This is a genomic window from Legionella sp. JM-2024, assembly GCF_055389095.1.
In genome coordinates, this window is the sequence record NZ_AP039388.1 from 961578 (window position 1) to 980337 (window position 18760).

An 18760-nucleotide genomic window follows, 5' to 3' on the forward strand; every position below is an offset into this window, starting at 1 on the left:
TCAAGTCTGAATCCATGATAAGTATAAATTCACAAATTATGTCGCCCCAATAAAGGGGTGAAAGAGGTCTGTTTCATTTATCCGCTTCCTTACGGTCGCGGCTCGGTTTTTCATCATATCCGAGCCGCGACCGTAAGGAAACGGATAATAATAAGTGAGCTTCAATTGCGTCGGATAATATATTAAATCTTGTCTTCTGTAATATTTATCATCATTTCCAGAGCTTTTTTGGCATTATTTATAACCCACTGTTGATCACTTACAGGCAGTCTGTTTCTTGTTCCAGTAAATTCATTGACTACGTCACCGGCTTTTACTTCATTATAAGACATGGATTTGCCTTGGCGAAGTAAGTCGAGAAGCGCTACGAGGTGAGGAGGATCATTGCGAGACATGGTAGCACATCCACACCCAACTCCTTTATCTGCATTATTTTGGGGCGCTTCAGCAAGGTTTACAACACTAATTCCAAGTGTTTTACAATATTGTTTCAAGTTTTCCACCATGTGATTTTCAGTGCCTATGGCGTAGTGTCTTGTACCGTCCTTATCATGCACGACTTGATCCCATATGAACGCCGTGGAGCCGGCATGGTCAGCTACTTTAATGACATCATTACGACATTCAGGGTGAACTATGGTTGTGTACCCCTGACTTTTCCAATATTCACACATTTCTGGTTGATAATGAGTATGAACTGCACATTGACTGGCAAATAAAATTAAATCGGCTTTATCAAATTGCCCCAGAGTTTTTTTATCTTGCTCAGGTAGTGAATAGTTTGCACCTGCCGTTCCTCCTGGCCAATAAGCCAGATTTTTAATGCCCAACCAATAAGCGACATTTTCTCCCATATGTTGATCAGGAATGAATAAAATTTTTTTATTTTGTTTTTGAGCCCATTGGAAAATTTTTTTAACATTGGAGCTTGTACAAACAGCCCCACCTTGTGCCCCAGTCATCGCTTTCACACGACCAGAGGTATTCATGTAGCAAACGGGCAAAATATTCTCAGCGCCGTAGCGTTCATTTAAATCAAGGAAAGCAGGTTCTACCATAAAGTCTTTGGCAAGCATTTCCATCGTACATCCAGACTTGGGATTCGTAATGTAAACCTGCTGATTCTCATTAGCCAAAATGCTTATGGACTCTGCCATAAAATGCACCGCTGATTCCACTATGACGGATTTTTCAGGGTTATTTGCAGCCATTAATGCTAACTGGTAAGAGTCACCAATTTTGCCTCCGAATTGTTCAATTAATCGTACAATTTCTCCACCCATATAGTAATGCGCCAGAAGCAGTAACCGATCCCCGAAATGGTTTTGGGCCTTAATCAGATAAGGTTTCATCCAGTTTAACACCGTAGTGAGCTTTCGATCCGGCAGAGCCTGATACTCTTGAGCATAAGGAATAAAATCTTCCTGATACCAATCCAGGGGATAATCACTTTGACAGATGGCCATATCATTCCGAATGGACATCAAGGTGGCCTCTGGTTGGTAAGTAGTTGATTTTTTAAACATTAAATCTACCTCTATGGGATTTATGGAGAAATCTAGTTTGCCTCATTACTTTATTTGCTTTCTGCAAGAGTTTACGGTGAGGTCAATTATTATCATTGCTCATAGCATAATCCACTGCTGTCAAGCTAAGGGTTTATAAATACACTGTCATTCCCGCCTTCACGGGAATGACATATTTAAGACTTTATTGTACATTCAATGCCAATAAATTTCCTTAGCTTGATTGTTATGGAATAAGGTCCTATCTAGCTACCCTAATGAACTGTCCACTGCTCCTAGTTTGGCAATACTTTCTTGAGCTTTTGTGTTTTTATTGGGGAAATCTTCACGAAAGTGTCCGCCACGTGATTCCCTTCTGGAAAGAGCCGCTCTAACAATCAATTCGGCATTGAGTATTATATTCCTTAATTCAATAAAGTCTCTCGTAATACAATGCCTCCAGTAATATTCTTCAATAATTTTCTTACGCTTCATTATTAATTGTAGTAGATCTTGAAGTCCTGCTTCAGTTCGAACAATGCCAGCATAAGAGGTCATTTCACCTCTTAATCCTCGCCATTGGGCATTGATTTGGCTGGCTCTTCTCGCATTGACTTCTCCCGGCGAGCTCCAGTTAGGAACAGGATCAATAAATTTCAAAGGAGAAGCAATGTCTTTGAGGGTGCAGCGTGCGGCATTTGAGCCCATGACCAAAGCTTCAAGCAAAGAATTACTCGCGAGTCTGTTCGCCCCATGCAGGCCAGTAAAAGCCACTTCCCCTATCGCATACAAACGCCTCAGATCAGTACGTCCATCCACATCAGTAAGTACCCCTCCACACTGATAGTGGGCAGCCGGGACTACTGGAATCATATCCTGGCTCATATCAATCCCAATGGATAACAGCGTGGCATAAATTTGTGGAAAACGTTTTTTCAGGAACGATTTACTTTGGTGAGAAATATCAAGATGCACGTAGCCGGCCTGGCTTTGCTCAATTTCACTAAAAATAGCCCTTGCTACAACATCTCTTGTCGCTAACTCGAGTTGCTCAGGAGCGTATCGCTTCATAAAACGCTCACCTGTTTCAGGATTTTTAAGTAACGCACCTTCACCACGAACTGCTTCGGAGATTAAAAAATTATTGAGAGTATGGTGATGCAAGAGAGTAGGGTGAAATTGATAGAACTCCATATTGCCCACACGGGCCCCGGATCTGTAAGCCATCGCTACACCGTCTCCTGTCGCAACCATAGGATTGGTGGTATATCTATAGGTTTTACCTGCGCCTCCTGTAGCCAAAATAACGCATTTGGCCAGAAAGGTATGTATGCGATTGTGCTTGCAATCCAGTATGTATGCACCTAATACCTCACCTTGATTATCTGTTCTGTGAGGATGGTATTGGGTAATCAGGTTAACTGCTACATGGTGTTCGAAAAACTGAATTTGCTGATGTTGCTTTGCTAAATGATTGAGGGTTTCAGTTATGGTTAAGCCGGTTTGATCACCACAATTAAAAATACGTCGGTGGGAGTGGCCACCTTCTTTTGCAAGGTGAAATCGACCATCACTTTCTTTTTTAAATTGCACTTTATACTCATCGAGCTGTTTTATAATGTCCGGCCCTTGGCGGATAATAAACTCGACGGCCGGTGAGTAACACAATCCATCGCCAGCTAGTAAAGTATCCGAAATATGGGACTCCAGCGAGTCCTCTGGTGAAATGGCAGCAGCAATTCCTCCCTGGGCATAGCGACTATTACACTCTATAGATTCTGCTTTACTAATTAATGCAATTTTTAGTTTGGGTTGGATGCCCAATAGCTGTAAACAATAATGTAATCCCGCTAATCCTGTCCCAATGACAAGAACATCAAATTCAAATGATAGTCCTTGTTGAGATAGGGTCTCATTCATGAAAAAGCCTTTACCAACTGGGTTGCAAGACCTGTATAAGTTTCTGGGGTTAATTTTATTAACTCTGTTTTTGCTTCATCGGGAATAGACAGGGTTTTTATAAATCGTTTAAGGTTTTCAGCATCTATGACTTGCCCTCTGGTAAGGGCTTTTAATTGTTCATAAGCATTTGGCACGTTATAGCGGCGCATGACCGTTTGAACGGCTTCTGCTAAAACTTCCCAGTTTTCAGACAAATCTTTTTGCAGAGCCGATTTGTTGATTTGCAATTTGTCATTACCTTTGGCTATTGAATAATAAGCAATTAAACTATAAGAGAAAGCGACACCTAGATTACGTAAGACAGTAGAATCAGATAAGTCTCGTTGCAAACGCGACTGAGTTAATTTATTGGCAAAATGAAGAAATAAGGCATTGGACAGGCCTAAATTACCTTCAGCATTTTCAAAATCGATGGGATTTACCTTATGTGGCATGGTCGAAGATCCTACTTCTTCAGCGATTGTTTTCTGCTTAAAATAGCCAAGAGAAATATAACTCCAAATATCCTGAGTGTAATCCAGGAGGATATTATTAATTCTCACCATAATTTGTGAGACTTCTGCTATGCCGTCATGAGGTTCAATTTGAGTAGTGTATGGATTAAAGGATAAGCCTAAGGATGTAACAAAATTAGCACAATGCTTACGCCAATCCACTTCCGGATAAGCTGCTACATGAGCATTGTAATTACCAACCGCTCCGTTGAATTTGGCTGGAATTAATACTTCGGCTAATTGTTGTTGGGGTCGTTTAAGACGGGCCACAAAATTTACCAATTCTTTGCCCATAGTCGTTGGTGTTGCTGGTTGACCATGAGTTCTCGAGAGCATTGCAATGTCACCATGTTGTTTTCCAAGGAGAGTGATGCTTCCCATGATCTCAGCGAGAGTGGGTTGTATGACTTGCGCTATCGCTTGTTTAATCATTAAAGCATAGGCTAAATTATTGATGTCTTCTGAAGTACAGGCGAAATGAATGAAACCGACAATAGGTCTGAGTTGTTCATTGTCCTGGAATTTATCCTTCAAGTAGTATTCTATGGCTTTTACATCATGATTCGTTTGTCTCTCAAATTCTTTTATTTTTTCAGCTTCTGATTCACTAAAATTGGCAATGAGATCAGATAAAAACTTCCTGGTCTTATCATCTAATTTGGGTACTTCAGGAATAGTATCGTTACTTGCCAATGATTCAAGCCATCTGATCTCGACCATTAATCGATAGTACGTTAAGGCAAATTCACTAAAGTAAGGACTTAATGCCCTGGTTTTATTAATATAACGACCGTCTATGGGTGAAATCGCGTTTAATGCCGTAAGTGTCATAATAGGTAGCTTATCCCGGTAATAAAGCGTATATCATATTAGATGCGGAACAAGATGTGAATTAAAGCAATAAATATTATAAAAAATTAGCGTAATTTTGTGCAAAGTGTGTATAATAATGGCCATGTTCGATGAGTTAGGTCATTATTTATGAAAACAATCATTGAGTCCTATCAGGCGGGCTTATTTCAAAAAAAATACTGGTTGCAGAATATCATTTCAGGACTAATTGTTGGTGTGGTTGCTTTACCTCTGGCAATGGCTTTTGCTATAGCTTCTGGTGCTAAACCTGAGCAGGGATTATATACAGCAATTGTTGCAGGATTAATAGTCTCAATTATGGGGGGAAGCCGGGTTCAAATTGCAGGTCCGACCGGTGCTTTTATTGTTGTTCTTGCCGGTATAACGGCCCAATATGGCATTTCAGGATTACAAATAGCTACTTTAATGGCCGGTTTTATATTGGTTCTTTTTGGTATTGCGCGTTTGGGATCCATTATTAAATTCATCCCTAGTCCAGTAATCATCGGGTTTACTTCAGGAATTGCTGTGGTTATTTGGGTTGGGCAGTGGCAATATTTTTTTGGTTTGCCTTCAGCAGGAAGTGGACATTTTCATGAGAAACTTTGGACTTTACTTCAATCTTTTCCTCAATTAAATATCGCAACTACTTTTTTGGGTATTTGTTCTTTAATTATTGTGCTGTACTCTAACAAATTGCCAGGATTAAAACGTATTCCAGGTCCTTTGGTCGCTTTAGTTCTCGTTACTATTATACAGACTTTGGGCCATTTTGATGGCGTTGCTACTATTGGCAGTATGTTTGGAGGAATACCACAGGGGTTGCCTGCTTTTAATTGGCCTGAAATTACAACAGCCCGATTGATTGAATTGATTGGGCCAGCCTTTGCCATTGCGATGTTAGGTGCAATAGAATCCTTGTTATCTGCTGTAGTTGCTGATGGGATGAGTGGAACCAGACATGATTCCAATAGAGAATTAGTTGGTCAGGGAATAGCCAATATTGCAGCACCTTTATTTGGCGGTTTTGCAGCAACCGGTGCAATAGCTCGTACAGCCACGAATATCCGCAATGGAGGAAATAGTCCTTTGTCAGGAGTTATTCATAGTATTACTTTAATCCTAGTCATTTTATTCCTTGCGCCTTTAGCAGTGAATGTGCCACTTGCAGCACTTGCCGCTATTTTATTTGTGGTGGCCTGGAATATGAGTGAGGTACATCATTTTATTAAACTAATCCGAGTGGCACCAAGGTCTGATGTAGTTATTTTACTGGTTACTTTTGGTCTTACAGTGTTTGTTGATTTAGTCGTTGCAGTGAATGTCGGTGTCATCATTGCAGTATTGCATTTCCTGCGCCGAATGGTTAAGAGCATCGAAATTCAGCGTATGTCAGAAGAGCAATTGTCCCAGGAATTGGCACAAGAACAAAAGGTTGATCTACCTGAAGGGGTTATGGTGTACGTTATCGAAGGTCCATTTTTCTTTGGAGCTGTTGAAACATTTCAGAGTGCATTGGCCAGCACTCATACTGACCCTAAAGTTTTGATCATCAGAATGCGCTGGGTTCCTTTTATGGACATCACTGGTTTACAGGCCATGGAAGAAACTATTTTGAATTGGCACAAACGTGGAGTAAGAGTCTTATTAAGTGGGGCTAATCCGTCAGTTGAAAAGAAACTTCGTAAAATGGGAATTGTGAAACTGATAGGGGAACACAATTTTTATAAGGAATTTCTCCAAGCTCTGAGTGCTTGTCAAATAAATGAGCCAGACAGTAAGAGTCAGCTTCCTTATGATGTTGTAAAGCCTTTAGCTTCTATCGCTCAGTGACCCTAATCGTAGTTCGAGTGATGGAGTAACTGCAATCGAACTACGGATATCTTTAAGAAATTGATTAGGAAGAGTGACATTCACCACTTACGAAAAACTTCGATCTCTTTGTTAAAAAATGTTTTGAACTCGGTCATTTGGTTTATCTAAATTCCCTCATTCAAAACATTTTTTGGCACGACCACAAAATTTTTCATAAGCCCTGATTTATTAATCAGGGGCGAAAGCATTCTATGCAGAGAGCTGTGTTTTTGTTTGATGGTTACAACATTTTTAGGGCGGGGTTTAAAAAATTTCGGACTCATTTGGTATTATTTAGCAACAAGAGGTAAACTTAAGGTTCATTGCCTATAATCCGAGGATTTTTACTATTTTCTGACAAGGAGTGTCATGATTTATCACAATTCACTAAAATGGTTAAGTACCCTCATTATTTTGGGTATCATTAGTAATCTGGTGAATGCCAAAGTTCCTCTGGCAACACGTCAAACGACCTCAGTCTGCCGCTGTCAACCCAATGAGCCTTGTTGGCCCACCAATAAAGAATGGAAAGATTTGGCAAAACAGCTCACTGGACGCCTTGTCAAGCCCATATCAGTGTTGGCACCATGCAGAAAAGATGCACAAAGTACCCAATGCACCTTAGCTCTGCTCAAGATTCATAACCCATTTTATCTGTCTGATGACCCAGGTGTTGCACAAAGTCAAGGTTGGGCAGGAGCCTGGCAATACCAGAACAGTGCCTATGCCATAGAGGCTCAAACAACCGCTGATGTAGTCGCCGCCGTCAATTTTGCTCGCAATCACCACTTACGAATCGTCATTAAAGGCACCGGGCACGATTATCTTGGACGTTCAAACGCTGCCAATTCTTTATTGGTCTGGACGCACAAAATGCGTCAGGTTACGTTCGACCCTAATTTCATTCCCCAAGGTTGCTCTCTTAAAGAAAAAAGTATACCTGCTGTCACCGTTAGTGCTGGATCCCAATGGATTGATGCCTACGATGAAGCAACTAACAAACATGGTCGTTACGTTCAAGGAGGCGGCTGCACCACGGTCGGCGCCGCCGGTGGTTTTACCCAGGGCGGCGGGTTCGGTAGTTTTTCCAAAAAATACGGTACTGGTGCGGCAGGGGTAGTTCAGGCTGAAGTTGTGGCGGCCAATGGGCAAATCGTTATAGCCAACCGCTGCCAAAATCAGGATTTGTTCTGGGCTATACGTGGCGGTGGATCCGGAACGTATGGCATTGTGACTCATATAACATTTCAAACTCATGAACTTCCCAATTACGTAGGGTTCTTGCAAGGAAGTATTACAGCCAAAAACGATGCTGCTTATAAAAAACTGATTGATCGTTTCATGCCTTTTTATTATCACCAACTCAATAATGAACATTGGGGAGAACAGTTGTCGTTCACCGCCCAAAACACCATTAATATTTTTCTTGTCTTTCAGGGTAAAGACCAACGTGAAATGACTAACACTTGGCTACCTTTCAAAAAATGGATCAATGAGCATCCTGATTTGTATACCATGAAAACCAAATTTCGCCCTATCCCTCCTCACAAGCTTTGGGATTTGCAGTATTGGCAAAAATATTTCCCGGATATGGTGACTAAAAACAGAACTATCAAGAATGGCATCAGTCAGTTCTGGTGGACTCCAAACAGCAGAGAAGCATTTAATTACTGGTATACTTATCAATCCTGGTGGCTGTCGACTACTTTGTTTGATAAAACGCATGCCAAGGAGTTGACCGATTTGCTGTTTCAAGCTTCACGTGCAGGCGCCATAACCATGCATGTCAACAAAGGATTAGCCGGATCTCCCAAAGATGTTCTGACTCAAAGCCGTAATACGGCGGTCAATCCCGCGTTGCATAACGCAGTCGCTCTGCTAATTATGTCAGCAAGCGATAACCAGGTTTATCCTGGTGTTGCCGGGCATGAACCAGATGCAGAGTCAATGAAGCAAACTGTTTTAAACATCAGTCATGCCATAAAACGCTTCAGAGATGCAACACCAAGTGCAGGTACGTACGTCAATGAAGCAGATTATTTTCAACCTGATTGGCAACAGGCTTTTTGGGGGGAAAACTATCAGCGGTTGCTGCAGATCAAGAAAAAATACGATCCTTCAGGGCTGTTTTATTGCCATCATTGTGTTGGTAGCGAACAATGGTCTGCTAATGGTATGTGCTTAGCCGACCAAAAACCATGAGAAAGTGGAGCAACACACTGATTGACTTTTACAAGACAAATCGATATGAGTCATAATGATCGAAAATATTCTCTTTACAGAGAAAAATATTTACAAAATGTTGTGCAATACTTTGTAATATTGTATTAGCAGCAAGTAGGTCAGGCCAAAACGACCCAACCTGCCGATTGATATTTTTGAAGTGGAGGATTAACCAACTATTGTATTTAGTATTTTCATATAATCGCCGTGTTTAAGCGAACAACTTGCTATATGATCATTAATAAATAAAGTTAATCCAGCTTGTTTTGCTTCAGGTGATTGATCTTTCTGTATCTCTATAGCCAGGCATAAAGCGGCAAGAAGGGACGCCATATGTTCTATGACTTCTTTTATAAGCAAACTTTGTTCCTCATGATTTCTCGATTTCATTGTTTTTATTGTTGTAGCTAAACCGTTTATCTTTTCCTGAAGTAATGTTTTATGAGGATTTAAATCATGAACTTGTTCCCAGAGCTGCTGCAAATGAGCGATGAATAATTCATCAATTGCAAATTTATGCATATCCCTAAGTGTTTGCATCCATAATGTGAAATGAGTTCCTTCCCAATTTTCACATACTATGCAGTCTCTCAATAATCGTGGTAATGAAGAAAAATTCTCGATAGTTCCATTGCCCGCTAGCAAATCAAGACAATGATGTATATTTTCCACTGAACGTTTGGCAGTAAAATATTTATTGATATTAGCTAAAGTCCGCAATAAGAGCTGTTGCGCTTTTGTTTGTTTATCTTGTGGGAGAGCATCCAATTCATCCTGACAATGAACCATATGAAACACACTGGCCAGCATGACCAGATTTTCTGATTTTATTTTGGCTAAAGTTTCCTTTACCAGAGGATACTCAATAACTTGATGGTTAAAAGCAGGGCGATTTTTAGCATAATAATAGGCAATTTGATAAGCACGTCGGGACATTCCCAGGACTGAAAACGCATTAAATATCCTGGATAAATGCAACACATTTTCCATGACTAAATGAATTCCTTCTTCAATGTTGCCCATTGGGTATGCTAAGGCTCCATCAAAATCTATTTCCGCTGTTGCCATCGAGCGGGTACCAATTTTTTGTTTTAACCGTCGAAGACTATAGTGATTGGGACGATCATCATCCAATCTGCTGGGTACCAAAAACAAACCCAATCCTTTTGTCCCAGGAATTTCTTGATCATAACGAGCGGTCATCAAAATTAAATCGGCATTTGCGTTCGAACAAAACCATTTTTCACCCAAGATGCGCCATTGATTTTTCTCATCTTGATAGGCGCGGGTAGCATTGGCACCGACGTCAGAGCCACCTTGAATTTCAGTTAAAAATTGGGCACCAGTAAAATTGTTACTGAAAGAAGGTTGAGTTAATTTATTCAGATAATAAGGAGTATGCTCTAATTGCGAATAATTACTTAATACACGCATTACTCCAGCGGAACAAGCAATAGGGCAGTTATGTCCAGCTTCTCCAGCATGAGACGAGAGCAAAAACAAACTCAAAGTTTTTTTCATTTGTCCTTGTTGAAGCAAATATTGCATAAGATTGGAACCGTAAATAACATCACCAGCTCGAATATAAGATGGATGGTGGATCACACGATCGTCCCGTTCACCAATGGCATTGTATTGCTCAATTTTAGGTAAATTATTGTCTTGATTATTTTCCATCACAACGGGCTCTAGTTCTTCAACTACGTCTTTGGAAAATTGACTCAATTGACGAATAAAGTCTGGTTCATCAGGAAAATAGGTTCGGTAGGTATGCATCAGGCATGAGTGATCGAGCAGGATATTGTCTTTGAGTTGCTTGTTCCATAATGTAAAATAGTTTCTTGATTTTTCATATTCATTCTTTGCGTCCATTACCCCTCCTTGTTACTAATGCATTAGAACTCTTATAATATTTGATGTTATTACAAAACATATCAGGACTTACGCAAAACCCCAATCTCTTTGTTAAAAAATGTTTTTAATTCAGTCAGTTAATTTATTTAAACTCCTTCATGGGAACATTTTTTGCCTCAGTTTCACGTTAACTAGCATGGCAAGGCCCTCCGGGTTTACGATGATAGCCTGGAGGGCATTCGTCGCTTTGCGGGCGTTGATAAGGGTAACAAAGTCCATCGTTGGCAAGATAATAGCCTGTTGGGCAGGTTAATTGCTGTGGTTGATAGCATCTCCATCTACCATTACCTAAATAACGAATGGCATAGGATTGATTACCATAATATTGTTTACAGGCACGATGACCATCTTGTTTCGTTATTCTTCGACAATATGTTTGACCACTGGTCCAAATGTATCCGCTCTTGCATTGGCATTGGTAACTGCCGTTAGGATTGATGCCTACTGCATAGGAACCTTTGCCATAATTTTTTCGGCACACTTGATGGCCATCCTTGATGGTGATACGAATGCATTGGGTTTGTCCGCTATTCCACCGATAACCGCTTGAACACTGACATTGAAAGGTACCGTCTTGATTGATGCCTACCGAATAGGAACCTTTACCATACTTTTGCTTGCAAGCAGGATGACCATGCTCAGTCGTTTGAACGACACATCTGTTTGAAGCATCATGCCAAATATAACCCGTTTTACATAAGCATTTATAAGTGCTATCGGGATTGATACTGGATGCGTAAGCGCCTTCTCCATACAGCTTCTGACAGAGGGGATGCCCATGCTCAATTTTCTGAACTACGCATTGCATTGGTGTACCATGCCAGATATAGCCTGTTTTACATTGACAATTGAATGTTCCATCGTCATTGATCTTAACCGCATAGGCTCCTTCCCCATACTTATTTTGACAAACTGGATGGCCGTCTTCAATGGTTGAAGGTTTTTTCTGTTCGATACAAATATTGCTATCGCTGCTGAGAACATAGCCTTCTTGACAAACACAATTAAAGGTACCTGCGGTTTTCAGTGCGATAACATGTTCACCATGTATTTGTTTGCAATGCTTCAAGGCATCCGTTTTCGCGCAATCTTCCAACGCTTTTTCTACACTAGGCAACATGGCCTTTAAGAAAGGATTGGCTTTATCTGTTAAGCGAGCATATGCTATTTCAAGTGTTGATTTATCACATTCCAGAATAGCTTGTTGAATTCTGCTTTTTATACGATGCAAATTTTTAATTTTCTCCAAACTGTCGTCAATTCGTTTAATAATTTCCGGGCAAAAACCTGCCAATTTTGCACGTGCTTGATTTAGCAAGTTGGCCGCTGAATCAATTTCACCTGATTTATAGGCATTATTTGCTGGCTTTAATAAGGACAAGGCTTCTTTAATTTGGAGAAGATCTGTTTTTAATTTGGCGTATTCTGGTTTATCGTCGATGTATTCTAATGTGGTATTAATTGATGTTAATTGACATTCTGTTAAAGCAGAGTTTGGGTCTTTTTGAGCTTTGTTAAATCCGTCTACCTTTTTAATTAATTCATCAATATAGTCAGTAGGGCAATTGATTTGTTGTAATATAGTTTTAGCATTTTGTAGATGAGTTAATGCCACTTCATAGGCTTCTTGTTTTATTTCAGCCATAGCTGCCTCAATGGCTTGCTCTTTTTCTTTTAATTTTTCAGCCTTCCCCATTAGTTTGGTATTGATATCATTACTCAAAGGCTGATTGAATCGTGATAATCCCTCTATCGCTTCATTGATTTGAGTTAGATTACAGCTTAGAAGAGCTGCTTGACCTTGTGATACCTGTTTTTGAAGACTTTCTAATTCTTGTAAGGAAGACGTTATTTTTTTAGATAAATCTGAACACTCTGCAAAATCAAATAAACCTTTTTTATGTTGTTCAATCGCCGTATTTAACTGGGCTAACGAAGATATCTTTGGATGCAGAGGGAAATCGTCTGGGCATTGTTCATCCTCTTTTGGTAGCGGCACTAATAATTTCACGGCTTGTGTACCTGCGTTGAGTTGAATAGTTATAGTTTCACTTTGTGCTTCCTTTGCCCGAGCGGATAAGCTGACACTTGTGGTTTTAGATGTACCAATGATGTGCATGACAAAGTTTCCATAGTTATCAGCTTGCCATACTTCACATCCCCGTACTTCGACTCCTCCAGTCACTTTAGCATCAATGTGAGCTTGGGCACATTGAATACATGATTCTTGTGGTGACTGTTGACTGCGAACTTCACCATCAACAATCATTATTTGGATGTCTTTAATTTTTTCCCAAATATTGCGATATCGATCATAGGCGTTGCTCCGTTGAGCTCCTGCATCTCCAAACCCTCCTGTTTTCGCTACATAAGAAGCAGCATAGGTGATTATTAAACGACTTAATCCGTTTGCTTCAATTTCTTTTAAAAATTGATCCAAATTCAAACCGGTCATGGATTCAACCTGTTTGATGATCTGCTCAGGCGAGCATTTACCCTTTGTACCCATTGCTTGTTGTAAGCGACGTGCCTGATGGGATAGTTCCGTCATGACTTTTTGGGCTTCGTTCATTAACTTAGGGATTCCACCTGGGGTGTTATACACTGCTGCAATACTGGCAATGTCGCTTGTATTGACCTGATATCCAAGTGATTTTGCCCCACTCATTAATTGCATCGCTTGTTGTAGACCCGCTTTGCTACCTCCTTCTGCTTGTCCGTCAATGAATTTTTCTCCATCCCAGAATAAAATTAATCCTTGTTGCGGCTCAACGGTTTCATAGATATGTTTCCATGGTAAAGTGTCATGAGATAAAGGACACGCAAGAATCCCACGCTTATCTAGAATTCTTGAACGGACATCATCACCAGGTGCACCGGTACCTACACAATATCCAGCTCTTTTTTTTAGTATTTCTCCCAGCGCATTGACTTCTTTTAGCATTTTTTTAGCGACTTGCGCCATATTGTTGACGATATCTCCAACCAAAGCCAAGATAGGAACTTTGCTGCCAGAAGCAGCTGAGCTTATTGCATCCATGATGTCAAACATTTTTTCAATCTTCATTTTGGGATCGTCGGTTTGAAAAGCATCAATGGTTGTATATACAATGGTTTTCATGTTGGTGGCTGCATTAAATGCATTAATTTGTCCTTCATATTGCTGAAACTTGTCTATCCAGGTGCCACTGAAACCATGTTTTTGCAATATTTCGGTGTAAGGTGTGTCCGGGTTAGCTTCTATTTCCTGTTTGGCAGCTATCAACTGGTTTAATCGATTTTGTGCTTTTTGCAATATAACCTTCATACCACTGATAATTTGAGCGGATTCACCCTCTGTCACATCCATTAAAGTGGCAATTAACTGTCCAATCGCCGGCGCATTTTGCTGAATATACTCGTTAACATAGGTAGAGATTTCCTGGCCTGGTTGATTTAACCAAGCCTGTGCTTTCGCTTGAATTAGGGGAGAATTTGGATCATATTTGTCACGAACATCTGCAGGTAAAGTTGGCAATATGCGATCGCGAAATTTTTCTGCTACCCAACTTAAAAAAGTATTTTTTGCTTCTTGAATTGCAGAACTTAAGCGATCTTGCGCCTGTGCTTTTATTGCAGTGATCGGTTTTTTTGCTTCTTCTATCAGCTCGTCCCGGTATTCATTGCATTTTGTCATAAATATGGTTTTGACGTCGATTGTAACCCCTCCGACATTGATCATATTTTTATATTTTTCTGGCAATTTATCCCAAACATAAGGACAAGGATCAGAAACGATGATGGCATCCGACCATTGTTCGGAACTTGACGAAGCTGACGGCGCTGCAATTAATCTTCCAATTGAGGTGATGGCAAAGAATAATATTACAAAATACCATATGCGGGGTAAGTGCATGATTCTTCATCCCTGGGCACATAGCAATAAGGGTATCTTTAATTATAAACAATTAATTTCGATTTTGATTGATTGGGTGGGAATAATATTTGGTAATGTTAGTAGAAAAGGGTATAACCATAATTTTTATTAAACCTCTTGCATAACCTGTTTCTTTAGTTTTATTACTGCGTTGCAAACGTTTCTGCGGTGCTCATTTACTACATGTAAACTCCGCTCCTCAAAACGTTTGCGCCTTGCCCTAAAGCGAAATAATCAGGTTATGCAAGAGGTCTATTCAATTATGTTTAGTTCCCGGGGTTCGCTTGCGCTAAGCCCGGGTTACGATAAAACGAGAAGCAATCTATCCAATCATGGGTTGAAATTTATCTACTACTTCTCCAGAGAAATGTTGATATGCATTCAAGGCTATAGGTTGATAGAGATCATCAAAATTAATGCTATCCATTGAAATGACTCTTAATGAAGCCTCATTAATGCTGCGGAAATAAATCGTTTTGGCAGGGATATCAAAAACCATACTCAGTTGGGTTGGGGAAGAAGTGCCAGGTGCTTGAGTAACAACATTTAGACCGTTGAAAGCGTAAGCAATATGTTCTTCTTTAGCAATAAAGCTGGGGAGTTTTTTCAGATAATGTGCTGCTCTTACAAAACGGGAATTGGAATCATATCCACCTGGTAGAGCTTTAGAGCCACCATGGTCTTGGTATTCTTCAAGAAGAGCCAATGACGATTTATAGTCTGTATTGGTTAGTACTGGTGGAGTCATATTATCTTGAGTATGAATCACTAATTTACCATCAAGGTACTCAAAAACAGCAGATTTTCCCTCAGCATCGTTCACTATCAGGTGAACATTCATGGTTACCCCTCTGTAGGTATCTGCTACTAATTGATAATTTGAACTGTCATTTATTACTTCTTGCACCGTTTGAAAGTTATCTAAGATATATTGGACCCATTCAGTAGTTTTCAAAGCTGGAAGCTCTGAATTACTTGGATAACTTGATGAATCTAGCATGAGTATTGAAGCGGTAAGACCTTTTTCATTCATTCCATCGGCAGCTGGTCCTGCTTTAAAGCGATTTCCGCCGTGAAATATGACACTCCCATATTGGCTTTTCCAGATCAATGGATGCATGCTGTGATAATCCACACTGGAGACCATCAGAGTATTACGTGGGTGAATAACAACAGTTCCTTCTCGATATTTCCAGTCTAAATTGACTGCAACAGTTGCGGGCGTGTTTTTATTAAAAACCAAGGCAGAACAGGCTTCGCTTGTGAAGGAGATAGTATTTAAAGATAAGGCAATTGATATTAGTCCTATGCGTTTAAACATTTCAAATCCTTTTGCTTATTGAAATCTTGGAACAGGTTTAAATAGCCTGTTCAACCCTAAAACATAGACAGCAAGATATCTTACCGCATAGTACATATACTTGTCATCCCGAACAAAGTGAGGGATCTTCCTTGCATACCAGTATGCTATATGAGGCAGATCTTTCACTTTGTTCCACTACCGTCCGGTAAAAATTTTGACCTCCTGAAATGAAATACACCACAAGTTCTCATTCCAATAAAGTAACAATTTAAGTAGAATGTTCACTATTTTATGAATTTGGGGCGGTTATGACGGTTAAAAGACATACTATAGATTTGGCACATCTTGGAATGCGCGATCTGGATCAGGTTGGCGGTAAAAATTCGTCTCTTGGTGAAATGATTAGTCACTTATCATCGGCAGGTGTCTCTGTTCCTGGAGGATTTGCAACTACTGCCGATTCTTTCAGGGAATTTTTATCTCAAGATGGCCTTGATAAGAAAATTTATGAGAAATTAACCGCGCTGGATACTGAGGATGTTTGCCAATTGGCGGTTGTCGGAAAACAAATAAGAGAAATGATTATTGATACGTCATTTACTCCTGAGTTTGAACGATCTGTTCGTTCTTCTTATCAAAAGCTCGCAGAAACGATTGGCCATGATAATTTTAGTGTTGCAGTAAGATCGTCAGCGACAGCAGAAGATTTACCAGATGCCTCTTTTGCAGGTCAACAGGAAACCTTTTTAAATGTGAAGGGAGAAGATGCGGTATTGGCTGCAATTAAGCAAGTCTTCGCATCTTTATTTAACGATAGAGCTATAGCTTATCGTGTGCATCATGATTTTGCGCATAATGAAGTGGCTTTGTCTGCGGGTATTCAGCAAATGATTCGTAGTGATTTAGCGGTTAGTGGTGTCATGTTCACTATGGATACTGAGTCTGGTTTTGATCAAGTCGTGTTTGTAACCTCATCTTATGGCTTAGGCGAAATGGTTGTACAAGGAGCTGTTAACCCTGATGAATTTTATGTTCATAAACCTGGAGTTGAAACAGGTAAACCAGCAATTATCCGTCGAAATCTTGGTAGTAAAGCATTAAAGATGGTTTATTGTGAGGATCCTTCTCTTGAAAGACGTGTTAAGACGGTCGATGTTGATCCTGCTGAAAGGCTGTTATTTTCTTTATCTAAAGATGAAGTGGAGCAATTAGCTCGACAGGCACTAATTATTGAAAAACATTATGGTCGTCCCATGGATATTGAATGGGCAAAGGATGGTGTCAATGGAAAATTGTATATCCTGCAAGCTCGCCCAGAAACGGTAAAAAGCAGAGATAACAAACAAGTGCTTGAGCGTTACACACTGCAAAAAAGAGGCGAAATATTGGCTGAAGGCCGTAGCATAGGACAAAGGATAGGCCAAGGTAAGGCAAGAGTTATTAAAGACGTAAATGAAATGCATAAAGTTCAACCAGGAGATGTTTTGGTATCCGATATGACGGATCCTGATTGGGAACCGGTTATGAAGCGTGCTTCTGCAATTGTTACCAATCGTGGGGGGAGAACTTGTCACGCAGCAATTATTGCTCGTGAATTAGGTATTCCTGCTGTCGTTGGTTGTGGTGATGCAACAAAAACGATTAAGGATGGTGATGAAGTGACTGTAAGCTGTGCGGAAGGGGATACCGGTTTTGTTTATACTGGTTTGTTACCTTATGAACAAGATCGCCTGGATGTCGAAACCATGCCGGAATTACCTATGAAGGTGATGCTAAATGTCGGAAATCCTGAAAGGGCTTTTGCCTTTCAATCGATCCCTAATTCAGGGGTTGGTTTGGCTCGTCTTGAGTTTTTGATTTCTAACACTATAGGTATACATCCCAAAGCACTACTTGAATTTGATAGCTTAAAAGATGCAGAACTTAAGAAATTTATCAGTGAAAAAACAGTCGCTTATGCTTCGCCTGTTGAATATTATATTGAAAGATTAAAAGAGGGAATCGCGACCATTGCTGCCGCTTTTTATCCCAAGCCAGTTATAGTCAGGCTTTCAGATTTTAAATCTAATGAATACGCCAATCTTGTTGGTGGTTCGTTGTATGAGCCACATGAAGAAAATCCCATGCTTGGTTTTAGAGGCGCATCACGTTATGTCTCATCCAGTTTTGCTGAATGTTTTGCTCTGGAATGCAAAGCAGTCAGACGAGTTCGAGAAGAGATGGGTTTGGATAATGTTGAGGTGATGATTCCTTTTGTTCGAACAGTTTCTGAAGCAAGTGATGTCATAGAAGTATTAAAAAAACATGGTTTGGAAAGAGGAAAATGTGGGTTAAGAGTGATTATGATGTGTGAATTACCTTCAAATGCATTACTGGCCAATGAATTTCTAAGGTATTTTGATGGTTTTTCCATAGGGTCTAATGATTTAACTCAATTAACTTTAGGGTTGGATAGAGATTCGGGTTTAGTGGCCTCACAGTTCGATGAGCGTAATGATGCTGTCAAGGCGTTATTGCATATGGCTATTTCTGCTTGTAAAAAGGAAGGCAAATATATAGGAATTTGTGGACAAGGTCCTTCAGACCATCAGGATTTCGCCCAGTGGTTGATGAAAGAAGGTATTGAAAGTGTTTCCTTAAATCCTGATTCTGTGTTGGAAACGTGTTTGTTTTTAGCCAAACAATCAATTAATTAGACTGTGTTGGTTGCTCAGCTTTAAACTACCGAGATTATTCA

At 40.1% G+C, this 18760-nt stretch carries 9 protein-coding genes; 3 read left to right on the forward strand and 6 right to left on the reverse strand.

All coding sequences use genetic code 11. The features are described from left to right. Positions 1-182 precede the first annotated feature (182 nt). From nadA to purB, 3 genes are all read right to left on the reverse strand, one after another. Positions 183-1526 carry a quinolinate synthase NadA gene (nadA, locus tag ACZ5EK_RS04200; RefSeq protein WP_464431550.1) on the reverse strand — a complete coding sequence of 448 codons (1344 nt, stop codon included), beginning with the start codon at positions 1524-1526 and terminating at the stop codon, positions 183-185. A 249-nt stretch (positions 1527-1775) separates the two neighbouring features. Further along, entirely contained in the window at positions 1776-3425 is a 1650-nt protein-coding gene (gene nadB / locus ACZ5EK_RS04205; protein WP_464431551.1) for an L-aspartate oxidase, read from the reverse strand. Then, positions 3422-4792 (reverse strand): adenylosuccinate lyase, encoded by a 1371-nt coding sequence (gene purB, locus ACZ5EK_RS04210; RefSeq protein WP_464431552.1) that lies wholly within the window; start codon positions 4790-4792, stop codon positions 3422-3424. The genes nadB and purB overlap by 4 nt, the downstream gene beginning before the upstream one ends. Before the next feature lie 150 nt (positions 4793-4942). Here purB and ACZ5EK_RS04215 point away from each other — a divergent pair, with 150 nt between their 5' ends. Further along, the gene (locus ACZ5EK_RS04215; RefSeq protein WP_464431553.1) at positions 4943-6646 is read left to right on the forward strand and encodes a SulP family inorganic anion transporter; all 1704 of its coding nucleotides are present in this window, start codon (positions 4943-4945) and stop codon (positions 6644-6646) included. A gap of 390 nt (positions 6647-7036) precedes the next feature. Then, positions 7037-8869 (forward strand): FAD-binding oxidoreductase, encoded by a 1833-nt coding sequence (locus ACZ5EK_RS04220; RefSeq protein WP_464431554.1) that lies wholly within the window; start codon positions 7037-7039, stop codon positions 8867-8869. Positions 8870-9058: 189 nt separating this feature from the next. Here the strand turns inward: ACZ5EK_RS04220 and ACZ5EK_RS04225 are convergent, their stop codons facing one another. The 3 genes from ACZ5EK_RS04225 to ACZ5EK_RS04235 form a co-directional block, all read right to left on the reverse strand. Continuing rightward, positions 9059-10762: an acyl-CoA dehydrogenase family protein gene (locus tag ACZ5EK_RS04225; protein WP_464431555.1), complete on the reverse strand. Its 1704-nt coding sequence runs from the start codon at positions 10760-10762 to the stop codon at positions 9059-9061. A gap of 169 nt (positions 10763-10931) precedes the next feature. Further along, positions 10932-14699: a hypothetical protein gene (locus ACZ5EK_RS04230; protein ID WP_464431556.1), complete on the reverse strand. Its 3768-nt coding sequence runs from the start codon at positions 14697-14699 to the stop codon at positions 10932-10934. A gap of 343 nt (positions 14700-15042) precedes the next feature. Next, a complete protein-coding gene (locus tag ACZ5EK_RS04235; protein ID WP_464431557.1) occupies positions 15043-16041 on the reverse strand; it encodes a linear amide C-N hydrolase in 999 nt (332 codons plus the stop codon). A 290-nt stretch (positions 16042-16331) separates the two neighbouring features. Between ACZ5EK_RS04235 and ppsA the strand changes: the two genes are divergently transcribed. Further along, positions 16332-18719, forward strand: a complete 2388-nt coding sequence (gene ppsA, locus ACZ5EK_RS04240; protein WP_464431558.1) for a phosphoenolpyruvate synthase — start codon at positions 16332-16334, stop codon at positions 18717-18719. Positions 18720-18760 lie beyond the last annotated feature (41 nt).

Bases quoted from the DNA above. Each gene is read 5' to 3' on its own strand.
- ppsA (WP_464431558.1), top strand. From the start codon at position 16,332: ATGACGGTTAAAAGACATACTATAGATTTGGCACATCTTGGAATGCGC.
- ACZ5EK_RS04215 (WP_464431553.1), top strand. From the start codon at position 4,943: ATGAAAACAATCATTGAGTCCTATCAGGCGGGCTTATTTCAAAAAAAA.
- ACZ5EK_RS04225 (WP_464431555.1), bottom strand. From the start codon at position 10,762: ATGGACGCAAAGAATGAATATGAAAAATCAAGAAACTATTTTACATTA.
- nadA (WP_464431550.1), bottom strand. From the start codon at position 1,526: ATGTTTAAAAAATCAACTACTTACCAACCAGAGGCCACCTTGATGTCC.
- nadB (WP_464431551.1), bottom strand. From the start codon at position 3,425: ATGAATGAGACCCTATCTCAACAAGGACTATCATTTGAATTTGATGTT.
- ACZ5EK_RS04220 (WP_464431554.1), top strand. From the start codon at position 7,037: ATGATTTATCACAATTCACTAAAATGGTTAAGTACCCTCATTATTTTG.
- purB (WP_464431552.1), bottom strand. From the start codon at position 4,792: ATGACACTTACGGCATTAAACGCGATTTCACCCATAGACGGTCGTTAT.
- ACZ5EK_RS04230 (WP_464431556.1), bottom strand. From the start codon at position 14,699: ATGCACTTACCCCGCATATGGTATTTTGTAATATTATTCTTTGCCATC.
- ACZ5EK_RS04235 (WP_464431557.1), bottom strand. From the start codon at position 16,041: ATGTTTAAACGCATAGGACTAATATCAATTGCCTTATCTTTAAATACT.